The sequence below is a fragment of the Streptococcus sp. HMSC064D12 genome (assembly GCF_001837205.1).
Lineage (GTDB): Bacteria > Bacillota > Bacilli > Lactobacillales > Streptococcaceae > Streptococcus > Streptococcus salivarius_D.
Map to the genome: position 1 here is coordinate 21428 of NZ_KV831740.1, position 17955 is coordinate 39382.

Below are 17955 nucleotides of genomic sequence, written 5' to 3' on the forward strand. Positions count from 1 at the left end.
TTAATAGAATATAAAAAGATAATCTATACAAAATGAATGATATATTTGACATAGTGTAAAATAATACTATAATTAATCTAGAAAATGGAGGAAACAAAATGAAAAAGTCACAGAAAAAAGTAGCTAGCACGATGGATGAGCGTGCTCAGTTGATCAGCGGAGAATCTTCTGCTAGAGGTTATTGGATAGCCATGCTTGGTATATTTGTAACGATTATGGTTGCTAGTAAGACCCACTCCATCGAATTAGTGCAGTCACTATTAATCATCACTTTCTTTGGTTCTATGTGCCTAGTATTAGTTCACAGCGTATCACGTAATGGGCATCCATGGTTGCTAGACAAAAAACTTGAGAAGAAGATGCTCATATTATCCTGGGTAATGTGTCTTTTGGGAATTTTATATCGCTAATGGGCCTTTTAAGTCTATTTCAGTCGTTTAAGATAGGGAAGAATCTTATGAGTAGTGTAGCATTTTTGACATTGGGTTTGACTCTTATTTGTGACTGCTGGGTTATCATTAAAAGAATCAAGAAGAACCGTTTGGAAGAACTAGAAAACGAAGAATAGGATTTTTGAATGAAAAATTTAAAAATGAAGTCAGCTCGTGTAGCAAAGGATCTCACTCAACAAGGCTTGGCAGATGCTATAGGAGTTTCTCGGCAGACCATCTCAGCTATTGAAAAAGGTGATTATAACCCTACTATAAATCTGTGTATTGCTATCTGCAAAACTCTGGACAAAACTTTAGACCAGCTTTTTTGGGAATCTGAGGATTAGTTTGTACTCACTTAGAGGTTATTTAGGCATGATTTCTAGTCTTACACCTTATAAAATGAGAGACTAAAAAAATACAAAAAATAAAAGAAAAACACCTCCAAATGACTTGCCTTGGACGTGTTTTTTTGATATTATGTTAAACGGTATTGTTTACCCCATTTGAAAGGCCCCGGAACCTTCCAAATACTTTTCGATGGGAAGGAACACCCATCACTCGTAAACAAAAATCGAACTATATATAGGAGAAATCATGAACAAAACAACATTTATGGCTAAACCAGGCCAAGTTGAACGTAAATGGTATGTCGTTGACGCAACTGATGTGCCACTTGGACGTCTTTCTGCAGTAGTTGCTAGCGTACTTCGCGGAAAAAACAAACCAACTTTCACACCACACACTGATACAGGTGACTTCGTAATTGTTATCAATGCTGAAAAAGTTAAATTGACTGGTAAAAAAGCAACTGATAAGATCTACTACACTCACTCAATGTACCCAGGTGGATTGAAACAAATCTCAGCAGGTGAACTTCGTTCTAAAAATGCTGTTCGTTTGATCGAAAAATCAGTTAAAGGTATGCTTCCACACAACACTCTTGGACGCGCACAAGGTATGAAATTGAAAGTCTTCGTTGGCGGTGAGCACACTCACGCTGCACAACAACCAGAAGTACTTGATATCTCAGGACTTATCTAATTCTAAGAGGAAAGGAGCACTAATATAATGGCACAAGCACAATATACAGGTACAGGACGCCGTAAAAACGCCGTTGCACGCGTACGTTTGGTTCCAGGTACTGGTAAAATCACTGTTAACAAAAAAGATGTAGAAGAATACATCCCACACGCAGACCTTCGTCTCGTTATCAACCAACCTTTTGCAGTTACTTCAACTGAAGGTTCATACGACGTACACGTTAACGTTGTAGGTGGTGGATACGCTGGTCAATCAGGTGCGATCCGTCACGGTATCGCTCGTGCACTTCTTCAAGTAGATCCAGACTTCCGCGATTCATTGAAACGCGCTGGACTTCTTACTCGTGATGCACGTATGGTTGAACGTAAGAAACCAGGTCTTAAGAAAGCTCGTAAAGCTAGCCAGTTCTCAAAACGTTAATTCGTTGCTGGAAAGCAGAATACAAACGAAAACACTTTGCAGTTTGCAAGGTGTTTTTTGTATAGATTTCTGAAAAGTGTTCAAAATCTTACTAGAGTTTTGTCTTCATCTTGAAATTCTTATAACAATGTGATATATTTATAACAGATAAGATGTGATATATTTATAACACATTAAAAGGAGATGGAGAAAATGAAAATGTCGAAGAACTTAAAGATGATTCTTTATATCGCTAGCGTGCTTATTGTTGTATGTTTAGTATTATTGCTGGGGAATCACCTACCGATTCTAGCGAAAGGTGCTATTATGACGACGGCTTGGCTTCCTTCGTATTTGGTTTGTACGATGGTAACGGTCCTCTCAAAATCAACCTATCAAAAGAAAGAGAAAAACATGTTTGGGATTACTGCAAAATTATATACAGTGCTTGTATTTCTCTCGTCCTCAATCTATACTATTGGAGTTTGGCTTCTAACTCCTGGTTCTTTGATTAAGAATATAATGTTAGGAATTGGATTAAGTGTTCAATTGTTATTAATGTTTTACTTCTTATTCAAGAGGATTAATGAAGAACCCGATGAACGATTTTATAGAAATATTGCAAAGTCTTCTTCCATTTTGTTTACAATAGCAATCTTTATATTATTGGGAATTGCAACATTGATAGCTGTCTGTAAAGTTTTCGTTTTGAATGCTGGATTTCTTTATATTTTGGTGGCTTTTTTACTCTTATTATTTGCCATTACTTACTTTATCACTGAAAAAAGGGGATGAAATATGGCGAAAGAAAGTAAAATAAAGACTAACTTGAAAGAAGTAAGGGAAGCTTATGGTATGACTCAACAAGATTTAGCAGATCAAGTAGGAATACGGAGAGAAACGATTGTTCACTTGGAAAATAACCGCTACAACCCTTCGTTGGAAATGGCTTTAAAAATAGCGCAAGTCTTTAATAAACAAGTGGAAGAACTATTTCGTCTGAAATAAGAGAAGTAAAACAATCGAATTGATTTGTGTATCAGTTTTTGGAAACTTGTTATTCTATGGCGAGGTAGTGGTAAAAGGGAGTATTTTCAAAGGAGTTTTTCGTAATAACATTTTAGTTGAAACGCTTTCAAAAAAATAAGATAATAGTTTATTTTTCAAGAATTTTAACCAATAATAGAACTTTTTAGGTGGAAATACTCTCAAAAATGCTAATATTTCTCTAATCTATTCAATTGTGAGGTCTTGCATATTATGTAGTTATCATACAAAAATGATAAAAGTGAATGAATACATTCATTTGGAGGATGATATTGTTCTGCACTTCAAATTTATTGAAATCAAGAGTTTTTTATCTTCAACAAAGATTATTTGAGGTTTTGAAATAAAAGTTATCATAATAAAGAATGTATATTTTACAAATTATGCTTTTATATATGGATGTTCTTTTGTATTTTAACTTAAGGTAAGCCATAACAAAATGCTCAAAATAACACTAAAATTAAAAATAGTTAATCATAACTATTGGTTAGTATGTTCTAAAAACCCATTATTTGTGCGAATTGTAGGATATATTAAAATTCAAAAAAATTTTTTAAAAAATGTTGACATATCTCTAAATAGTGTTATAATCAATGGGTATCGGGAATACCTGATAAAAAAATAAGTTGTTTATAGAGGAGAATTAATTATGAAAAAAGTATTGCTTACTTCAGCAGCAGTTCTTGCGCTTTTTGCGGCTGCAGCGCCAGCAGTTGCGGATATCAATGGTGGAGCTAACACTCCAGGAGCATATGACCAACCAACAACAGGTGGTGGTGTGAATGATGCCTACAACGCTCAAACAGAATTTGAAAATGCTCGTAAAGTAAATGAATACTTGGCAGGGCATCAAGAAGATATCGATGCTGAAGCAGCTCAAGATCCAGCAGTAGTTGCAGCTAAATCTGAATTTGATGCGGTTGAAGGCGGATCACACCTTTACACTGAAAAGAAAGAAGCTTATGAATCAGCTTTGAATACTGCTCGTAACAACGTTCGTAACCGTTACACTGAAGAACTTCAAAAGAAATGGAATACTGCTTCTAAAAAAGAAGGTAATTACTACATTTTGAATGAAACTCCAGAACAAAAGAACGCTCGTTATGAAGCGGAACATGGAGCTCAAGCAGAAGATAAAACTGCTCCATCACAAGAAGATGTGAAAAAAGCTCAAACTTCAGCAGAAAAAGCTAAAAAAGCAGAAGAAAAATCTAAAGCAGTTAAAGAAAACAAATCAGGTTCTAAAGCAGAAGCAAAAGCTCTTCCAAATACTGCGGCAGTAAAATAATTAGTGATTACTAGTTATTACCAAGAATATCACTGAAGTTAGGCTTCAGTGATATTTTATTATTAATAATAAAATGAAGAGAGAGTAGAGATTTATGAGTAAACGCAATAGTAGCACGAAGATCTTAAATAAAAAATCCTTAAGTATTTTGGCATCCATTCTTGTATTAGGATTAGTGATTATTGGTGGAGTCAAACTTTTTACAGGAAACAATGCTCATTCACTTGGGAATAAGGTTACTCAAGTCAGTAACTATAAACCTACCGATGATGAAAAGAAGTATCTCAAGTCGAAGTTTGATGGTCTTTCTGCAACTAATTCAGATACGATTGCTTATATCTATGCACCAGGCACTCAATTAGATGAGCCTGTTGTACAAACTAAAGATAATTCTACATATCTAGATAAAACTTTCGAAGGAGGTAATAAGCCTCTGTTTGGTACTGTATTCATGGATACAGACAATAAGAAAGATTTTAGTGACCGTTTGACTTGGCTTTTTGGTCACGCTAGAGGAAGTCAGGTAGAAGACCATCGTATGTTTAATGATGTTAACTACTACAGTGATCAGTCGTTTTTTGACAAACACAAGTATGTTGTTGTAGAAACCCCTCAAAGAAAGTATTATTATGAAGCTTTTGCGATGGTTATTGTTCCTGAGGATACAGCTTTCTACCGTACATCATTCAAAGATGATAAGGATTTTAAGGAACAATTAGATATTATCTATGATACGGCTGATGTTAAAAACAAGGATTTGAAGGTTAGTGCTTCAGATAAATACCTCGTTCTTTCGACTTGTCGTGAGGAAGATCCAACGATTCGTGCCAATCTCTACTTGCGTCAAATTCCAGACTCTGAGATGTCTGACTTTGTAGCTAAACATGGAAAAGATTTGGAATACACACCAACACGATAATCATTAACAGAACTCTACTTCTCGTGAAGTAGGGTTTTTATTTTATTTGAACAGAGCTACTGTATTTTTAAAGTTGTTATAAGGGTGAGATGTAACTGTTTGTTAATCTTTTTTATCATTAATGGATCAGTTTTTTTGGTACACTAGTAGTATGAAAAAGGAGAGTGTTATGAAACAGAGCCAAGCTAAAAAGCGTGACAATGCGATGACTAATAAGATTTTGATGGGGTTGATTGCTCTCGTCTTAGGTTTGCTTTTTCTTGAGATTTTAATTGTTCATAGTAAGAATGAACAGCAAAAGAATGCCTCAAACCAGGTACAGACAGCACGTATCATGGCTAATGGGGACTTGCTCTATCATGACGGTCTCTATATGAGTGCCCTTCAGTCAGATGGTAGCTATGATTTCACGGAGAATTTTACTTATGTGAAGCCGTGGTTAAAGCAGGCTGATTTGGTTTTGGGTGATTTCGAGGGAACGATTAATCCTGATTATCCTTTGTCAGGCTATCCTCTGTTTAATGCTCCTCAATCAGTGACAGCAGCTATTAAGGATGCTGGTTATGATGTTATGGATTTGGCCCATAATCATATCTTGGATTCTGGTTTAGAGGGAGCTTTTACAACGGCTGATGCTTTAAAAAAAGTGGGAATTGATCCTATTGGTGTTTACGAAAAGCCGGTGCGAGACAAGGCGCCACTGCTCATCAAGAATGTTAATGGTATCAAAGTTGCAATACTTTCCTATGCTTATGGTTACAATGGCCTAGAGTCGAACTTGACGGATAAAGAGGTTGCAGACCACTTATCGAATTTGGATGAAAAACGTATGAAATCCGAGATTCAGCGTGCCGAAAAAGAAGCGGATATCACGGTTATCATGCCTCAGATGGGTGTTGAATATCGTTTGGAACCGACAGATGAACAGGTTAAACTCTATCATAAGATGATTGATTGGGGTGCTGATATTATCTTTGGAGGTCATCCTCATGTGGTAGAACCTTCTGAGGTGGTTAAAAAGGATGGACAGCAAAAACTTATTATTTACTCAATGGGGAATTTTATCTCAAACCAGCGCATAGAGACTATGGATGGTGTGGATAGTGCAGAGTGGACAGAGAGGGGTGTCTTAATGGATGTCACCCTTGAGAAAAAGAATGGTCAAACCACGATTAAGACTGCTCAAGCACATCCGACTTGGGTTAACCGTACGCCTAAAGGAACAACTTCACCAGAGGGATATCCTTTGTATACTTACCAAACTTATATTTTAGAGGATTTCATTAAGGGTGGTAAATATAGAAATAAACTTGATGAAGAAACCAAAGAGCGTATAGATACTGCATATAAAGAAATGAATGCCCATGTTAATTTAAAATGGAAATAAAGCTAAGATATCGCCTGAATTTGGCGATATTTTTTGTTTATCGACAAGTTACCCACAGACTTATCCACACCTGTGGATAAGTCTGTGGGTAGTGTTGAATCTTGATTTTTCAAGGTTTTAAAAGAAGGAAATTATTTAGGTTGTGAACAAGTTTATCCACAAGTAGTTGGGTCAAAGAGAGGATGTTTTCATAAACGATATTAGTTAAAATTCTCGGAAACATTCGTCTTTTTCAAGAAAAAAGATGCAAATTTCATAAAAAATAGCATTTTTAATCAAAATATGCTAAAATTATACAAAATAAAATGATGGAGGCTTCTCATGAAAGCGATTATTACAGTTGTAGGTAAGGACAAAGCAGGTATTGTTGCGGGTGTTGCGACTAAGGTGGCAGAACTTGGCTTGAATATTGATGATATCTCTCAAACAGTTCTTGATGAATTCTTTACCATGATGGCGGTTGTATCATCGGAAGACAAACAAGATTTTACACACCTACGTGCGGAATTGGAAGCCTTTGGTGAGTCATTGAATGTTAAAATCAACATCCAAAGCTCAGCAATTTTTGATGCTATGCACAACTTGTAAGATAGGAGTAGCTTAAAATGGATATTAAACAGGTCACAGAAACCATTGCCATGATTGAGGAGCAGAACTTTGATGTTCGTACCATTACCATGGGGATTTCACTCCTAGACTGTATCGATTCAGATATCGATAAGGCGGCGGAAAAAGTCTATAACAAGATTGTATCTAAGGCTAAAAATTTGGTAGCTGTTGGTGACGAAATTGCAGCTGAACTTGGTATTCCGATTGTTAATAAACGTGTGTCTGTTACTCCGATCTCAATCATCGGTGCGGCAACAGATGCAACAGACTATGTACCTTTTGCGAAGGCATTAGACCGAGCAGCTAAGGAAATCGGCGTTAACTTTATTGGTGGTTTCTCTGCACTCGTTCAAAAGGGCTATCAAAAAGGTGATGAGATTCTTATTAATTCTATTCCACGTGCGCTTGCAGAGACTGATTTTGTCTGCTCATCTGTCAACATTGGTTCAACAAAGACTGGTATTAACATGACAGCAGTACGTGACATGGGACGTATCATCAAAGAGGCTTCTGAGGCAGATCCAATGGGCCCAGGTAAATTGGTGGTCTTTGCTAATGCGGTTGAAGATAATCCATTTATGGCAGGTGCCTTCCACGGTGTTGGTGAGGCTGATGTTGTAATCAATGTTGGGGTTTCAGGTCCTGGTGTTGTGCAACGTGCAGTTGAGAAAGTTCCAGGTGAAAGTTTCGATGTTCTAGCTGAAACAGTTAAGAAGACCGCCTTCAAAATCACACGTGTTGGTCAGTTAGTTGGTCAAATGGCCAGCGAACGTCTTGGTGTCGAGTTTGGTATTGTAGATTTGTCTCTTGCGCCAACACCAGCAGTTGGTGATTCAGTAGCCCGTGTACTTGAAGCGATGGGTCTTGAAGTTGTTGGTACGCATGGTACTACTGCAGCTCTAGCCCTTCTTAACGACCAAGTTAAAAAAGGCGGTATCATGGCATGTAACCAAGTTGGTGGTTTGTCAGGTGCCTTTATTCCAGTTTCTGAAGATGAAGGTATGATTGCTGCGGTTCAATCTGGTCATATCAACCTTGAAAAATTGGAAGCTATGACAGCTATCTGTTCTGTTGGTCTAGACATGATTGCTATTCCTGCTGATACGCCAGATACAACAATCGCGGCCATGATTGCTGATGAAGCGGCTATCGGTGTCATTAACCAGAAAACAACAGCTGTTCGTATCATTCCTTATGGTAAGGAAGGTGACATGTTGGAACTTGGTGGTCTTCTTGGTTATGCACCAGTAATGAAAGTAAACAAGGCTTCATCGGCTGATTTCATTGCGCGTGGTGGTCAAATCCCAGCTCCTGTTCACAGCTTTAAAAACTAAGTGTATGATAATGCTTTGCCAATTGGTAAGGCATTTTCTGATGGTCTCGTTGGCTAGATAGTCGAGGGGATTTGTGCTATAATGAATTCAAAAATGACGGAAAGAAGGGGTGCTATGAGTAAGGTTAAGTTGTATATTGCGAGACACGGCAAAACGATGTTTAACACCATTGGTCGTGCACAAGGTTGGTCTGATAGCCCTTTGACCCCGTTCGGTGAAGAAGGTATTCGTGAATTGGGAGTAGGTCTGAAAGCAGCAGGTGTCCCTTTCAAGGCCGCATATTCTAGTGATTCAGGTCGAACGATTCAAACTATGGATATCATTTTACGTGAGACGGGTTTAGAAACTATTCCTTATAAACGTGACAAACGTATTCGTGAGTGGTGTTTTGGTAGTTTAGATGGTGGCTATGACGGTGAACTTTTCTACGGTGTGCTACCGAGAACAGATGTTTTTCAAGGTAAGGATTTGCATGAGGTAACTTATCCTGAGCTTGCACAAGGTATCCTTGATGTGGATACGGCTGGTTGGGCAGAGCCTTGGGAAGTGCTCAGAAAACGTATTTTAGAGGGGTTCACAGCTATTGCAGAAAATCTTGAGAGGTCTGGTGGCGGTAATGCTATCGTCGTTAGTCACGGCATGACCATTGCAACCTTTGCTTGGTTAATTGATCCTTCTGTCGAGCATCCTTCATTGGACAACGGTTCGGTTACTGTTGTTGCTTATGAAAATGGTAAATTTACATTAGAAGCACTTGGCGATATGACTTATCGTCAGGTTGGGCGAGAGATAATAGAAAAAGAAAATGGTAAAAAATAACTATCCAAGTCGCCGTCAGGCGAAAAAGCAAACCAACTGGTTTTTGGTTATCAGTAGTGTCTTGATTGCGATGCTTTTGATTGCAGCAGGACTTTATTCAGTATTTGGTGTCAGTCGTACAGTCCAACAAACCAATGGATCGTCAGTAACAAAAAGTAGTAAGCAAGCTACCGATGCGACTCAAAGCAAGGATGCAAAGGGACTACCTGATGTATCGCCTAAAGACTGGCAATTGCTTTTGGTAAATCGAGATAATAAGTCTAAAGAACTTAACCCTGAGATTGCTGATGTCGATGGTGTTTCTGTAGATGCAAGAATTGCTAAGAACGTTAAGGAGTTTTTAGCAGCTGCTCAAGAAATTGATCCAAGTTATCACTTGATATCAGGTTATCGTAGTGTTGCTTATCAGACAGAACTTTATAACAGTTATGTTCAACAGGAAATGGCTGCTGACCCAAGTTTGACGGAGTCTCAGGCGGAGAAAAAGGTTCAAACCTATTCACAACCACCAGGAGCGAGTGAACACCAAACAGGTCTTGCGATTGATATGAGTACTGTAGATAGCTTAAATGAAGCAGATCCAGATACAGTAGCTAAAGTCAAAGAGTTGGCGCCGAAATATGGCTTTGTTCTTCGTTTTCCAGATGGTAAAACATCGTCAACGGGTGTAGGCTACGAGGATTGGCATTTCCGCTATGTTGGTAAAGAGTCAGCAGAGTATATGACTGAACATAATCTTACTTTGGAGGAATATTTGGCATTATTAAAGGAGAAATCTAAGTGAGACGACGTTTTAAACTAAAAGCCTTCATTACCTTAGTTGTTGTTTTTGCTTTAGGTATTCTCTTACCTTTGATTCTTCATGCCTCTACAGCTGATAATGCTCGTGCGGTAAAGGTTGCTTACACACAGCAAGAATTTATTGAGACCTTAGCTCCAACAGCTCAAAAGATGTCTAAAAACTATGGTGTACCTGCGTCTATTCTCCTTAGTCAAGCTGCATATGAGTCAAATTATGGTAGCAGTCTTTTATCTGTTAAATATCATAACATCTACAGTCTCCCTGCTCAGCCAGGTCAAGAACGTATTCGTTTAAAGGATAGTATCTACAGTAAAGGGAAATGGCAATACCAAAAGGTGGATTTTGCAGTTTTTAAGGATTGGTCAAGTTCTATGATGACTTATTTAGAAGAACTTCGCCAAGGAACGTGGGGCGAGTCGACCTATAAAGAGGTGGCAGGAACGACTAGTTATAAAGTTGCGGCAGAAAAACTACAAGCTGCGGGTTTTAGCAGTGATCCAGATTATGCCAAACACCTCATATCTATTATTGAGACCTATCATTTGTCAAAATATGATTGATAAGATTAGAGTGCTTCTGAGGTGCTCTTTTTTAACTTTTCTAGGTCTTAAGATGTATTTTTAGCACTCTTACAAAAAGAGTGCTAATTTTTTTGGTTTTTTGGGTTGACATGTTCAAGTTTAGGTGTATAATAGAATCATAAGTTAGCAGTCGATGCATTAGAGTGCTAATAAATAGAAATGAGGTGACATCGTGATTACGCAAAGGCAAAACACTATTTTGAATTTGATAGTTGAGATGTTCACTCGTACACATGAACCGGTTGGTTCGAAAGCATTACAAGAATCAATTGATTCGAGTTCAGCGACCATTCGTAATGACATGGCCAAGCTTGAAAAGATGGGCTATCTTGAAAAAGCTCATACTTCTAGTGGGCGTATGCCAAGCCGAGCAGGTTTCCAGTATTTCGTCGCTAATTCTTTGAATCTTGATACGATTGATGAACAAGATGTTTATCAAGTGGTTAAGGCCTTTGATTTTGAAGCCTTTAAACTTGAAGATATCTTGGATGCGGCGGCGAAGCTGCTGGCAGAAATGACAGGATGTACAGCAGTGATTCAAGATGTGGAACCGACACGACAACGTCTGACTGGATTTGACATTGTTCATCTGTCCAATCACGACGCTTTAGCGGTTCTTACTCTAGATGAATCTAAGCCTGTGACAGTTCAATTTGCTATTCCAAAAAATTTCTTGTCTAGTGATTTGGAAATTCTTCATAAGCTTGTTCAAGAACGTTTTTTGGGAAACACTGTCTTAGATATCCATTACCGATTGAGAACTGAGATTCCTCAGATTGTGCAAAAGTATTTCAAAATAACAGATAATGTTCTAGATTTGTTTGATTATATCTTTTCACAACTTTTTAAGGAATTGATTTTCATCGAAGGTAAGGTTGCATCACTGACTTATGCCGATTTAAAAACCTATCAATTTTTGGACAATCCACAACATGTGGCACTTGAGCTTCGATCAGCTATCTCCGATGATGAAGTGACCAAGATTTCGGTTGCAGAATCAACTGAAGAAGCGCTTGAAAATGTCACAGTTATGAGTCATAAATTCCTGATTCCTTATCGTGGGATGGCACTCATGCATGTGATTGGTCCAGTTGAAATGGATTATCGTCGCATGGTTAGTTTGGTCAATGTTATTAGTAGAGTTTTGGTTATGAAGTTGACGGATTATTACCGTTACCTCAATAGTAACCATTATGAAGTTAGCTAAGATGTAACATTTAAAAAGTATAGAAAGAGGTGTATGCCTTGACTGAAGATATTAAAAAAGAAGAAGTGAAAGAAGAGGAAGCTACGGAGACAACTGAAGAAGTTGTAGAGGAAGTAAGCGAACCTTCTGAACTTGAAGAAGCCCAAGCGCGTGCCGAAGAATTTGAAAACAAATACCTTCGTGCCCATGCAGAAATGCAAAACATTCAGCGACGTGCAAATGAAGAACGTCAACAATTGCAAAAGTATCGTAGCCAAGATTTGGCAAAAGCGATTTTGCCATCACTTGATAACCTTGAACGTGCTCTTGCCGTTGAGGGCTTGACTGATGATGTCAAAAAAGGTTTGGAAATGGTGCAAGAAAGTTTAGTGCATGCTCTTAAAGAGGAAGGAATTGAAGAAATTCCAGCTGATGGTGATTTCGATCATAACTTCCACATGGCAATTCAAACAATGCCTGCAGATGATGAACATCCAGCAGACACGATTGCACAAGTTTTCCAAAAAGGGTATAAACTCCACGAACGCGTCTTACGTCCAGCTATGGTAGTTGTATATAATTAATTGAAAACTTGTCCGAAATGACAGAAAACTATGAATGAAAGATAAAAAAAGCAAAATAGAAATTAAAGTAAAAAGGGGAAAACATATGTCTAAAATCATTGGTATTGACTTAGGTACAACAAACTCAGCAGTAGCAGTTCTTGAAGGAACTGAATCAAAAATTATCGCAAACCCAGAAGGTAACCGCACAACTCCATCTGTTGTGTCATTCAAAAACGGTGAAATCATCGTTGGTGACGCTGCAAAACGTCAAGCAGTAACAAACCCAGATACAATCATCTCTATCAAATCTAAGATGGGTACTTCTGAAAAAGTTTCTGCAAACGGTAAAGAATACACACCACAAGAGATTTCAGCTATGATTCTTCAATACTTGAAAGGATATGCTGAAGATTATCTTGGTGAAAAAGTAACTAAAGCAGTTATCACAGTTCCAGCTTACTTCAATGATGCCCAACGTCAAGCAACAAAAGACGCTGGTAAAATCGCTGGTCTTGAAGTAGAACGTATCGTCAACGAACCAACAGCAGCAGCCCTTGCTTACGGTTTGGATAAGACTGATAAAGAAGAAAAAATCTTGGTATTCGACCTTGGTGGTGGTACATTCGACGTATCTATCCTTGAACTTGGTGACGGTGTCTTTGACGTATTGGCAACTGCAGGGGATAACAAACTCGGTGGTGATGACTTTGACCAAAAAATCATCGACCACATGGTTGAAGAATTCAAGAAAGAAAATGGAATCGACTTGTCAACAGACAAGATGGCTCTTCAACGTTTGAAAGACGCAGCTGAAAAAGCTAAGAAAGACCTTTCTGGTGTCACTTCAACACAAATCAGCTTGCCATTCATCACTGCTGGTGAGGCTGGACCTCTTCACTTGGAAATGACATTGACTCGTGCTAAATTCGATGATTTGACTCGTGACCTTGTAGAACGTACGAAAACTCCAGTTCGTCAAGCCCTTTCAGATGCAGGTTTGAGCTTGTCAGATATTGACGAAGTTATCCTTGTCGGTGGTTCAACTCGTATCCCTGCCGTTGTAGAAGCTGTTAAAGCTGAAACTGGTAAAGAACCAAACAAATCAGTTAACCCTGATGAAGTAGTTGCCATGGGTGCTGCTATCCAAGGTGGTGTTATCACTGGTGATGTCAAAGACGTTGTCCTTCTTGACGTAACTCCATTGTCACTTGGTATCGAAACAATGGGTGGAGTGTTCACAAAACTTATTGACCGCAACACTACTATTCCAACATCTAAATCACAAGTCTTCTCAACTGCAGCAGATAACCAACCAGCCGTTGACATCCACGTTCTTCAAGGTGAACGCCCAATGGCAGCGGATAACAAGACTCTTGGGCGCTTCCAATTGACTGATATCCCAGCTGCACCTCGTGGTATCCCACAAATCGAAGTTACTTTCGATATTGATAAGAACGGTATCGTATCTGTTAAAGCTAAAGACCTTGGAACTCAAAAAGAACAAACAATTGTCATCCAATCTAACTCTGGTTTGACAGACGAAGAAATTGAAAAGATGATGAAAGATGCTGAAGCAAATGCTGAAGCAGATGCAAAACGTAAAGAAGAAGTAGATCTTCGTAACGAAGTTGACCAAGCTATCTTTGCGACTGAAAAAACAATCAAAGAAACAGAAGGTAAAGGCTTCGACACAGAACGTGATGCTGCTCAATCAGCTCTTGATGACCTTAAGAAAGCTCAAGAATCAGGCAATCTTGATGACATGAAGGCTAAATTGGAAGCTCTTAACGAAAAAGCTCAAGCTCTTGCAGTTAAACTTTATGAACAAGCTGCAGCAGCACAACAAGCTCAAGCAGGAGCAGAAGGTGCACAAACAGCAGATAACTCAGGCGACGACGTCGTAGACGGAGAGTTTACTGAAAAATAAGATGCAAAGTCCGTTAAAACTTCACAGTGAAAATAGGAAGATTTCTCTTTTTCACCAAGAGGTTAGGGCGTGCTCAGTTCGGTAAGGTGTTGAGCTTAGCTAGTAAATGATAAAAAGAAATCCAGAGGTTGCAAACCAGCCTCTGTTTTTCGCTAAAATAAGTGAAGTGAATATAAGATATAGTTTTACTTCGTATCGTAACAAATATAAAATAGAAAGGAACAAAGAGTGTTCGAGGAATTGAACACGAGCGGAAAGCTAGGAAATTAGATAAACCTCCTAAGAAATCATGATTTCTTGTCGGTTTCCTAAATTTCAGTCGCTTTCTGTTCGCTCTTAGTATCTTGTATGAACAATACCGAATATTACGATCGTCTTGGGGTATCTAAGGATGCCTCTCAAGATGAAATTAAACGTGCCTATCGTAAGATGTCTAAGAAATACCACCCAGACATTAATAAAGAACCAGGTGCGGAAGAAAAATATAAAGAGGTCCAAGAGGCCTACGAAACTTTAAGTGATGACCAAAAACGTGCAGCCTATGACCAATACGGACCAGATGGTGCGAATGGTTTTGGTGGTCAAGGAGGCTTTGGTGGCTTCGATGGTGGTGCAGGCTTTGGTGGCTTTGAGGATATCTTCTCTAGCTTCTTTGGTGGTGGTGCTACTCGTAACCCGAATGCTCCACGTCAAGGTGATGATCTTCAGTACCGTGTCAACCTAAGCTTCGAAGAGGCGATTTTTGGTGCCGAAAAAGAAGTTCACTACAATCGTGAAGCAACATGTAAGACATGTTCAGGATCTGGTGCAAAACCTGGAACTAGCCCTGTAACTTGTGGTCGCTGTCATGGTCAAGGGGTTATCAATGTCGATACGCAAACGCCACTTGGTATGATGCGTCGTCAAGTAACCTGTGATGTCTGTCATGGAACAGGTCAAGAAATTAAAGAGCCATGTCAAACTTGTCACGGAACAGGACATGAAAAACAAAGCCACAAAGTATCTGTCAAGATTCCAGCAGGTGTTGAAACAGGTCAACAAATCCGTCTTGCAGGTCAAGGTGAAGCTGGTTTCAATGGTGGTCCTTATGGAGACCTCTTTGTAATCATCAATGTTAATCCAAGCGATAAGTTTACTCGTGATGGATCAACAATTTACTATACACTTAACATTTCTTTTGTCCAAGCCGCTCTTGGTGATACTGTCGAAGTACCAACAGTTCACGGAAACGTTGAGATGACTATTCCAGCAGGAACTCAAACAGGCAAAACTTTCCGTCTAAAAGGAAAGGGTGCTCCACGTCTTCGTGGAGGTTCACAAGGAGACCAACACGTTACAGTTAAGATTGTAACTCCTACGAAGCTAAACGATGCTCAAAAAGAAGCTCTCCTTGCATTCGCCAAGGCAAGTGGAGATGAAAAAATCGCACCACAGAAAAAAGGTTTCTTCAATAAAGTAAAGGATGCCTTAGAAGATTTATAAAGGAAGGACGCTGAAAGCGTCTTTTTCTTTATGTCAAAGCTGTATGGGGTCAGTTGACAATCGACCTACTTTTTATCCTTGAAAAAATCTGATATGATAATTTTATGGTTAGATACAAAGCGACAATTTCCTATGATGGTACACTTTTCTCAGGTTTTCAAAGACAACCAAATGCACGTTCTATTCAAGAAGAACTTGAAAAGACTCTCTTACGGTTAAATAGCGGAACACCTGTCACCGTTCATGGAGCGGGTCGTACAGATGCAGGTGTTCATGCCTATGGACAAGTTATACACTTCGATTTGCCCCAGGAGCGGGATTCAGAGAAGTTACGTTTTGGTTTGGATACGCAATGTCCAGATGATATTGATGTTGTTAGTATCGAACTCGTATCAGAAGAATTTCATGCACGATACAATAAACACAGTAAAACTTATGAGTTCTTAGTAGATGCAGGGCGACCTAAGAACCCTATGATGCGTAATTATGCGACCCACTATCCCTACCCTCTAAGTTTAGCACCTATGCAGGAGGCTGCTAAGGATTTGGTCGGCACACATGATTTTACAGGCTTCACAGCTTCAGGAACTTCTGTAGAAAATAAAGTACGCACAATTACACAAGCTAGTGTATCTATCGATGAGAAAACTGGATTTTATATCTTTACTTTTTCTGGGAATGGTTTTCTCTATAAGCAAGTTAGAAATATGGTCGGCACCTTGTTGAAGATTGGCAATGGTCGCATGCCTGTTTCGCAAGTTAAGACAGTGTTGGAAAGTCGTGATCGTAATCTCGCAGGACCAACAGCAGCAGGAAATGGATTATATTTGAAGGAGATAAGATATGAGTGATGAATTGATTTTAGCGATTTCGGGGAATGATATTTTTAGTGGTGGCGGACTTCATGCAGACTTAGCGACGTTTACCACTAATAAACAACATGGATTTGTGGCTCTTACCTGTCTGACAGCTATGACTGAGAATGGTTTTGAGGTTATTCCGGTTGATACTAATGTTTTTAAACAACAACTTGACTCACTAAAAGATATCCCATTCTCAGCAATTAAAATTGGTTTGTTGCCTAACGTTGAAATCGCGGAATTAACGTTGGATTTTGTTAAAAAACATTCTGATATTCCAATTGTCTTGGATCCCGTTTTAGTATGTAAGGAGACTCATGACGTTGAAGTTTCTCAACTACGTGATGAATTGGTTAAATTTTTCCCTTATACCACGGTTATCACTCCGAACTTACCTGAAGTCGAACTGCTTATAGATAGAAATGTTAAGACTATTGTTGACATGAAGCATGCGGCTAGCTATCTCAATGAATTAGGTGCTAAGACTGTCGTTGTCAAAGGTGGAAATCGCTTGGATGGTAATAAAGCGATAGATGTCTTTTATGATGGAACAGACTACAAATTGTTTGAAGAAGCTGTGCTGGATAAAAATAATACCGGTGCAGGATGTACATTTGCTTCAAGTATAGCTAGTGAATTAGTCAAAGGATGTTCAGAAACTGAAGCTGTGGCAAATGCTAAAGCCTTCGTTTATGAATCAATTAAACAATCAAATGAATTTGGAGTAGTTCAATATGCAAAATAAGAAAACAAAAGAGCTAACATTATTAGCTATCTTAACGGCTTTATCAGTGACCTTTGGATTCGTAGCTAAAATTCCGACTCCAACAGGGCTTTTAACTTTGGTAGATGCAGGAATCTACTTCACAGCCTTCTATCTTGGCAAGAAAGAAGGAGCAATTGTAGGAGGATTATCTGCATTTTTGATAGATTTGCTATCATCTGCTCCGCAATGGATGTTTATTAGTTTGTTAATCCATGGTGCACAAGGTTATTTTGCTGGATTTAAAGGTAACTATCGTATCCTAGGCCTTCTGATTGCTACAATTGTGATGGTGGGTGGCTATGCACTTGCTTCAGTATTTATGTATGGAACAGGAGCTTCAATCGCAGAAGTGATTCCTAATTTCTGCCAAAACGCTCTCGGCCTAGTCGTTGGATGGGTATTGTATCAAGGATTCAAAAAGGTTCAATCTAAAAAAGGTTAATAGTTTTACTAAAACCCTATTGACAAGTATTGATTTGGGTGATAAGATGTAAAAGTTGTCTTAACT

At 38.7% G+C, this 17955-nt stretch carries 21 protein-coding genes; all 21 read left to right on the forward strand.

The features are described 5' to 3' along the window. Positions 1 to 98 precede the first annotated feature (98 nt). The 21 genes from HMPREF2697_RS05640 (at position 99) to HMPREF2697_RS05740 (ending at position 17889) form a co-directional block, all read left to right on the forward strand. Entirely contained in the window at positions 99 to 410 is a 312-nt protein-coding gene (locus tag HMPREF2697_RS05640; protein ID WP_257375241.1) for a hypothetical protein, read from the forward strand. A gap of 167 nt (positions 411 to 577) precedes the next feature. Beyond that, positions 578 to 778: a helix-turn-helix transcriptional regulator gene (locus HMPREF2697_RS05645; RefSeq protein ID WP_002886373.1), complete on the forward strand. Its 201-nt coding sequence runs from the start codon at positions 578 to 580 to the stop codon at positions 776 to 778. A gap of 250 nt (positions 779 to 1028) precedes the next feature. Beyond that, a complete protein-coding gene (gene rplM, locus HMPREF2697_RS05650) occupies positions 1029 to 1475 on the forward strand; it encodes a 50S ribosomal protein L13 (RefSeq protein WP_002886374.1) in 447 nt (148 codons plus the stop codon). Between the two features lie 27 nt (positions 1476 to 1502). Further along, on the forward strand, positions 1503 to 1895 hold the full coding sequence (gene rpsI / locus HMPREF2697_RS05655) for a 30S ribosomal protein S9 (RefSeq protein ID WP_002886375.1): 393 nt from the start codon (positions 1503 to 1505) through the stop codon (positions 1893 to 1895). Between the two features lie 192 nt (positions 1896 to 2087). Continuing rightward, positions 2088 to 2669, forward strand: a complete 582-nt coding sequence (locus HMPREF2697_RS05660; protein WP_049529378.1) for a hypothetical protein — start codon at positions 2088 to 2090, stop codon at positions 2667 to 2669. A 3-nt stretch (positions 2670 to 2672) separates the two neighbouring features. Continuing rightward, complete coding sequence (locus tag HMPREF2697_RS05665; protein ID WP_002886384.1) at positions 2673 to 2882, forward strand: helix-turn-helix transcriptional regulator; 210 nt, start codon at positions 2673 to 2675, stop codon at positions 2880 to 2882. 688 nt (positions 2883 to 3570) lie between these two features. After that, positions 3571 to 4209 (forward strand): amylase-binding adhesin AbpA, encoded by a 639-nt coding sequence (abpA, locus tag HMPREF2697_RS05670; protein WP_002886387.1) that lies wholly within the window; start codon positions 3571 to 3573, stop codon positions 4207 to 4209. Positions 4210 to 4303: 94 nt separating this feature from the next. After that, a complete protein-coding gene (gene srtB, locus HMPREF2697_RS05675) occupies positions 4304 to 5128 on the forward strand; it encodes a class B sortase, LPKTxAVK-specific (RefSeq protein ID WP_045771751.1) in 825 nt (274 codons plus the stop codon). Between the two features lie 169 nt (positions 5129 to 5297). After that, the gene (locus HMPREF2697_RS05680) at positions 5298 to 6515 is read left to right on the forward strand and encodes a CapA family protein (protein WP_049529379.1); all 1218 of its coding nucleotides are present in this window, start codon (positions 5298 to 5300) and stop codon (positions 6513 to 6515) included. Positions 6516 to 6836: 321 nt separating this feature from the next. Next, positions 6837 to 7103, forward strand: a complete 267-nt coding sequence (locus HMPREF2697_RS05685; RefSeq protein WP_003092287.1) for an ACT domain-containing protein — start codon at positions 6837 to 6839, stop codon at positions 7101 to 7103. Between the two features lie 17 nt (positions 7104 to 7120). Beyond that, entirely contained in the window at positions 7121 to 8458 is a 1338-nt protein-coding gene (locus HMPREF2697_RS05690; protein WP_002886391.1) for a PFL family protein, read from the forward strand. Between the two features lie 114 nt (positions 8459 to 8572). Further along, on the forward strand, positions 8573 to 9277 hold the full coding sequence (locus HMPREF2697_RS05695; RefSeq protein WP_049529380.1) for a histidine phosphatase family protein: 705 nt from the start codon (positions 8573 to 8575) through the stop codon (positions 9275 to 9277). Next, positions 9264 to 10061, forward strand: a complete 798-nt coding sequence (locus tag HMPREF2697_RS05700; protein ID WP_049529381.1) for a M15 family metallopeptidase — start codon at positions 9264 to 9266, stop codon at positions 10059 to 10061. Before HMPREF2697_RS05695 ends, HMPREF2697_RS05700 begins: the two co-directional genes overlap by 14 nt. Continuing rightward, positions 10058 to 10639, forward strand: a complete 582-nt coding sequence (locus HMPREF2697_RS05705) for a glycoside hydrolase family 73 protein (protein WP_014633693.1) — start codon at positions 10058 to 10060, stop codon at positions 10637 to 10639. The genes HMPREF2697_RS05700 and HMPREF2697_RS05705 overlap by 4 nt, the downstream gene beginning before the upstream one ends. A 193-nt stretch (positions 10640 to 10832) precedes the next feature. Further along, complete coding sequence (hrcA, locus tag HMPREF2697_RS05710; protein WP_004182170.1) at positions 10833 to 11867, forward strand: heat-inducible transcriptional repressor HrcA; 1035 nt, start codon at positions 10833 to 10835, stop codon at positions 11865 to 11867. A 38-nt stretch (positions 11868 to 11905) separates the two neighbouring features. Continuing rightward, a complete protein-coding gene (gene grpE, locus HMPREF2697_RS05715; RefSeq protein WP_002886396.1) occupies positions 11906 to 12430 on the forward strand; it encodes a nucleotide exchange factor GrpE in 525 nt (174 codons plus the stop codon). 85 nt (positions 12431 to 12515) lie between these two features. Continuing rightward, entirely contained in the window at positions 12516 to 14339 is a 1824-nt protein-coding gene (gene dnaK, locus HMPREF2697_RS05720; RefSeq protein ID WP_002886397.1) for a molecular chaperone DnaK, read from the forward strand. A gap of 348 nt (positions 14340 to 14687) precedes the next feature. Then, positions 14688 to 15821 carry a molecular chaperone DnaJ gene (gene dnaJ / locus HMPREF2697_RS05725; RefSeq protein WP_002886399.1) on the forward strand — a complete coding sequence of 378 codons (1134 nt, stop codon included), beginning with the start codon at positions 14688 to 14690 and terminating at the stop codon, positions 15819 to 15821. 104 nt (positions 15822 to 15925) lie between these two features. Next, the gene (truA, locus tag HMPREF2697_RS05730) at positions 15926 to 16672 is read left to right on the forward strand and encodes a tRNA pseudouridine(38-40) synthase TruA (protein ID WP_045771756.1); all 747 of its coding nucleotides are present in this window, start codon (positions 15926 to 15928) and stop codon (positions 16670 to 16672) included. After that, complete coding sequence (locus HMPREF2697_RS05735; protein ID WP_014633688.1) at positions 16665 to 17426, forward strand: bifunctional hydroxymethylpyrimidine kinase/phosphomethylpyrimidine kinase; 762 nt, start codon at positions 16665 to 16667, stop codon at positions 17424 to 17426. The genes truA and HMPREF2697_RS05735 overlap by 8 nt, the downstream gene beginning before the upstream one ends. Further along, on the forward strand, positions 17416 to 17889 hold the full coding sequence (locus HMPREF2697_RS05740) for an ECF transporter S component (protein ID WP_014633687.1): 474 nt from the start codon (positions 17416 to 17418) through the stop codon (positions 17887 to 17889). Before HMPREF2697_RS05735 ends, HMPREF2697_RS05740 begins: the two co-directional genes overlap by 11 nt. Positions 17890 to 17955: the final 66 nt, after the last annotated feature.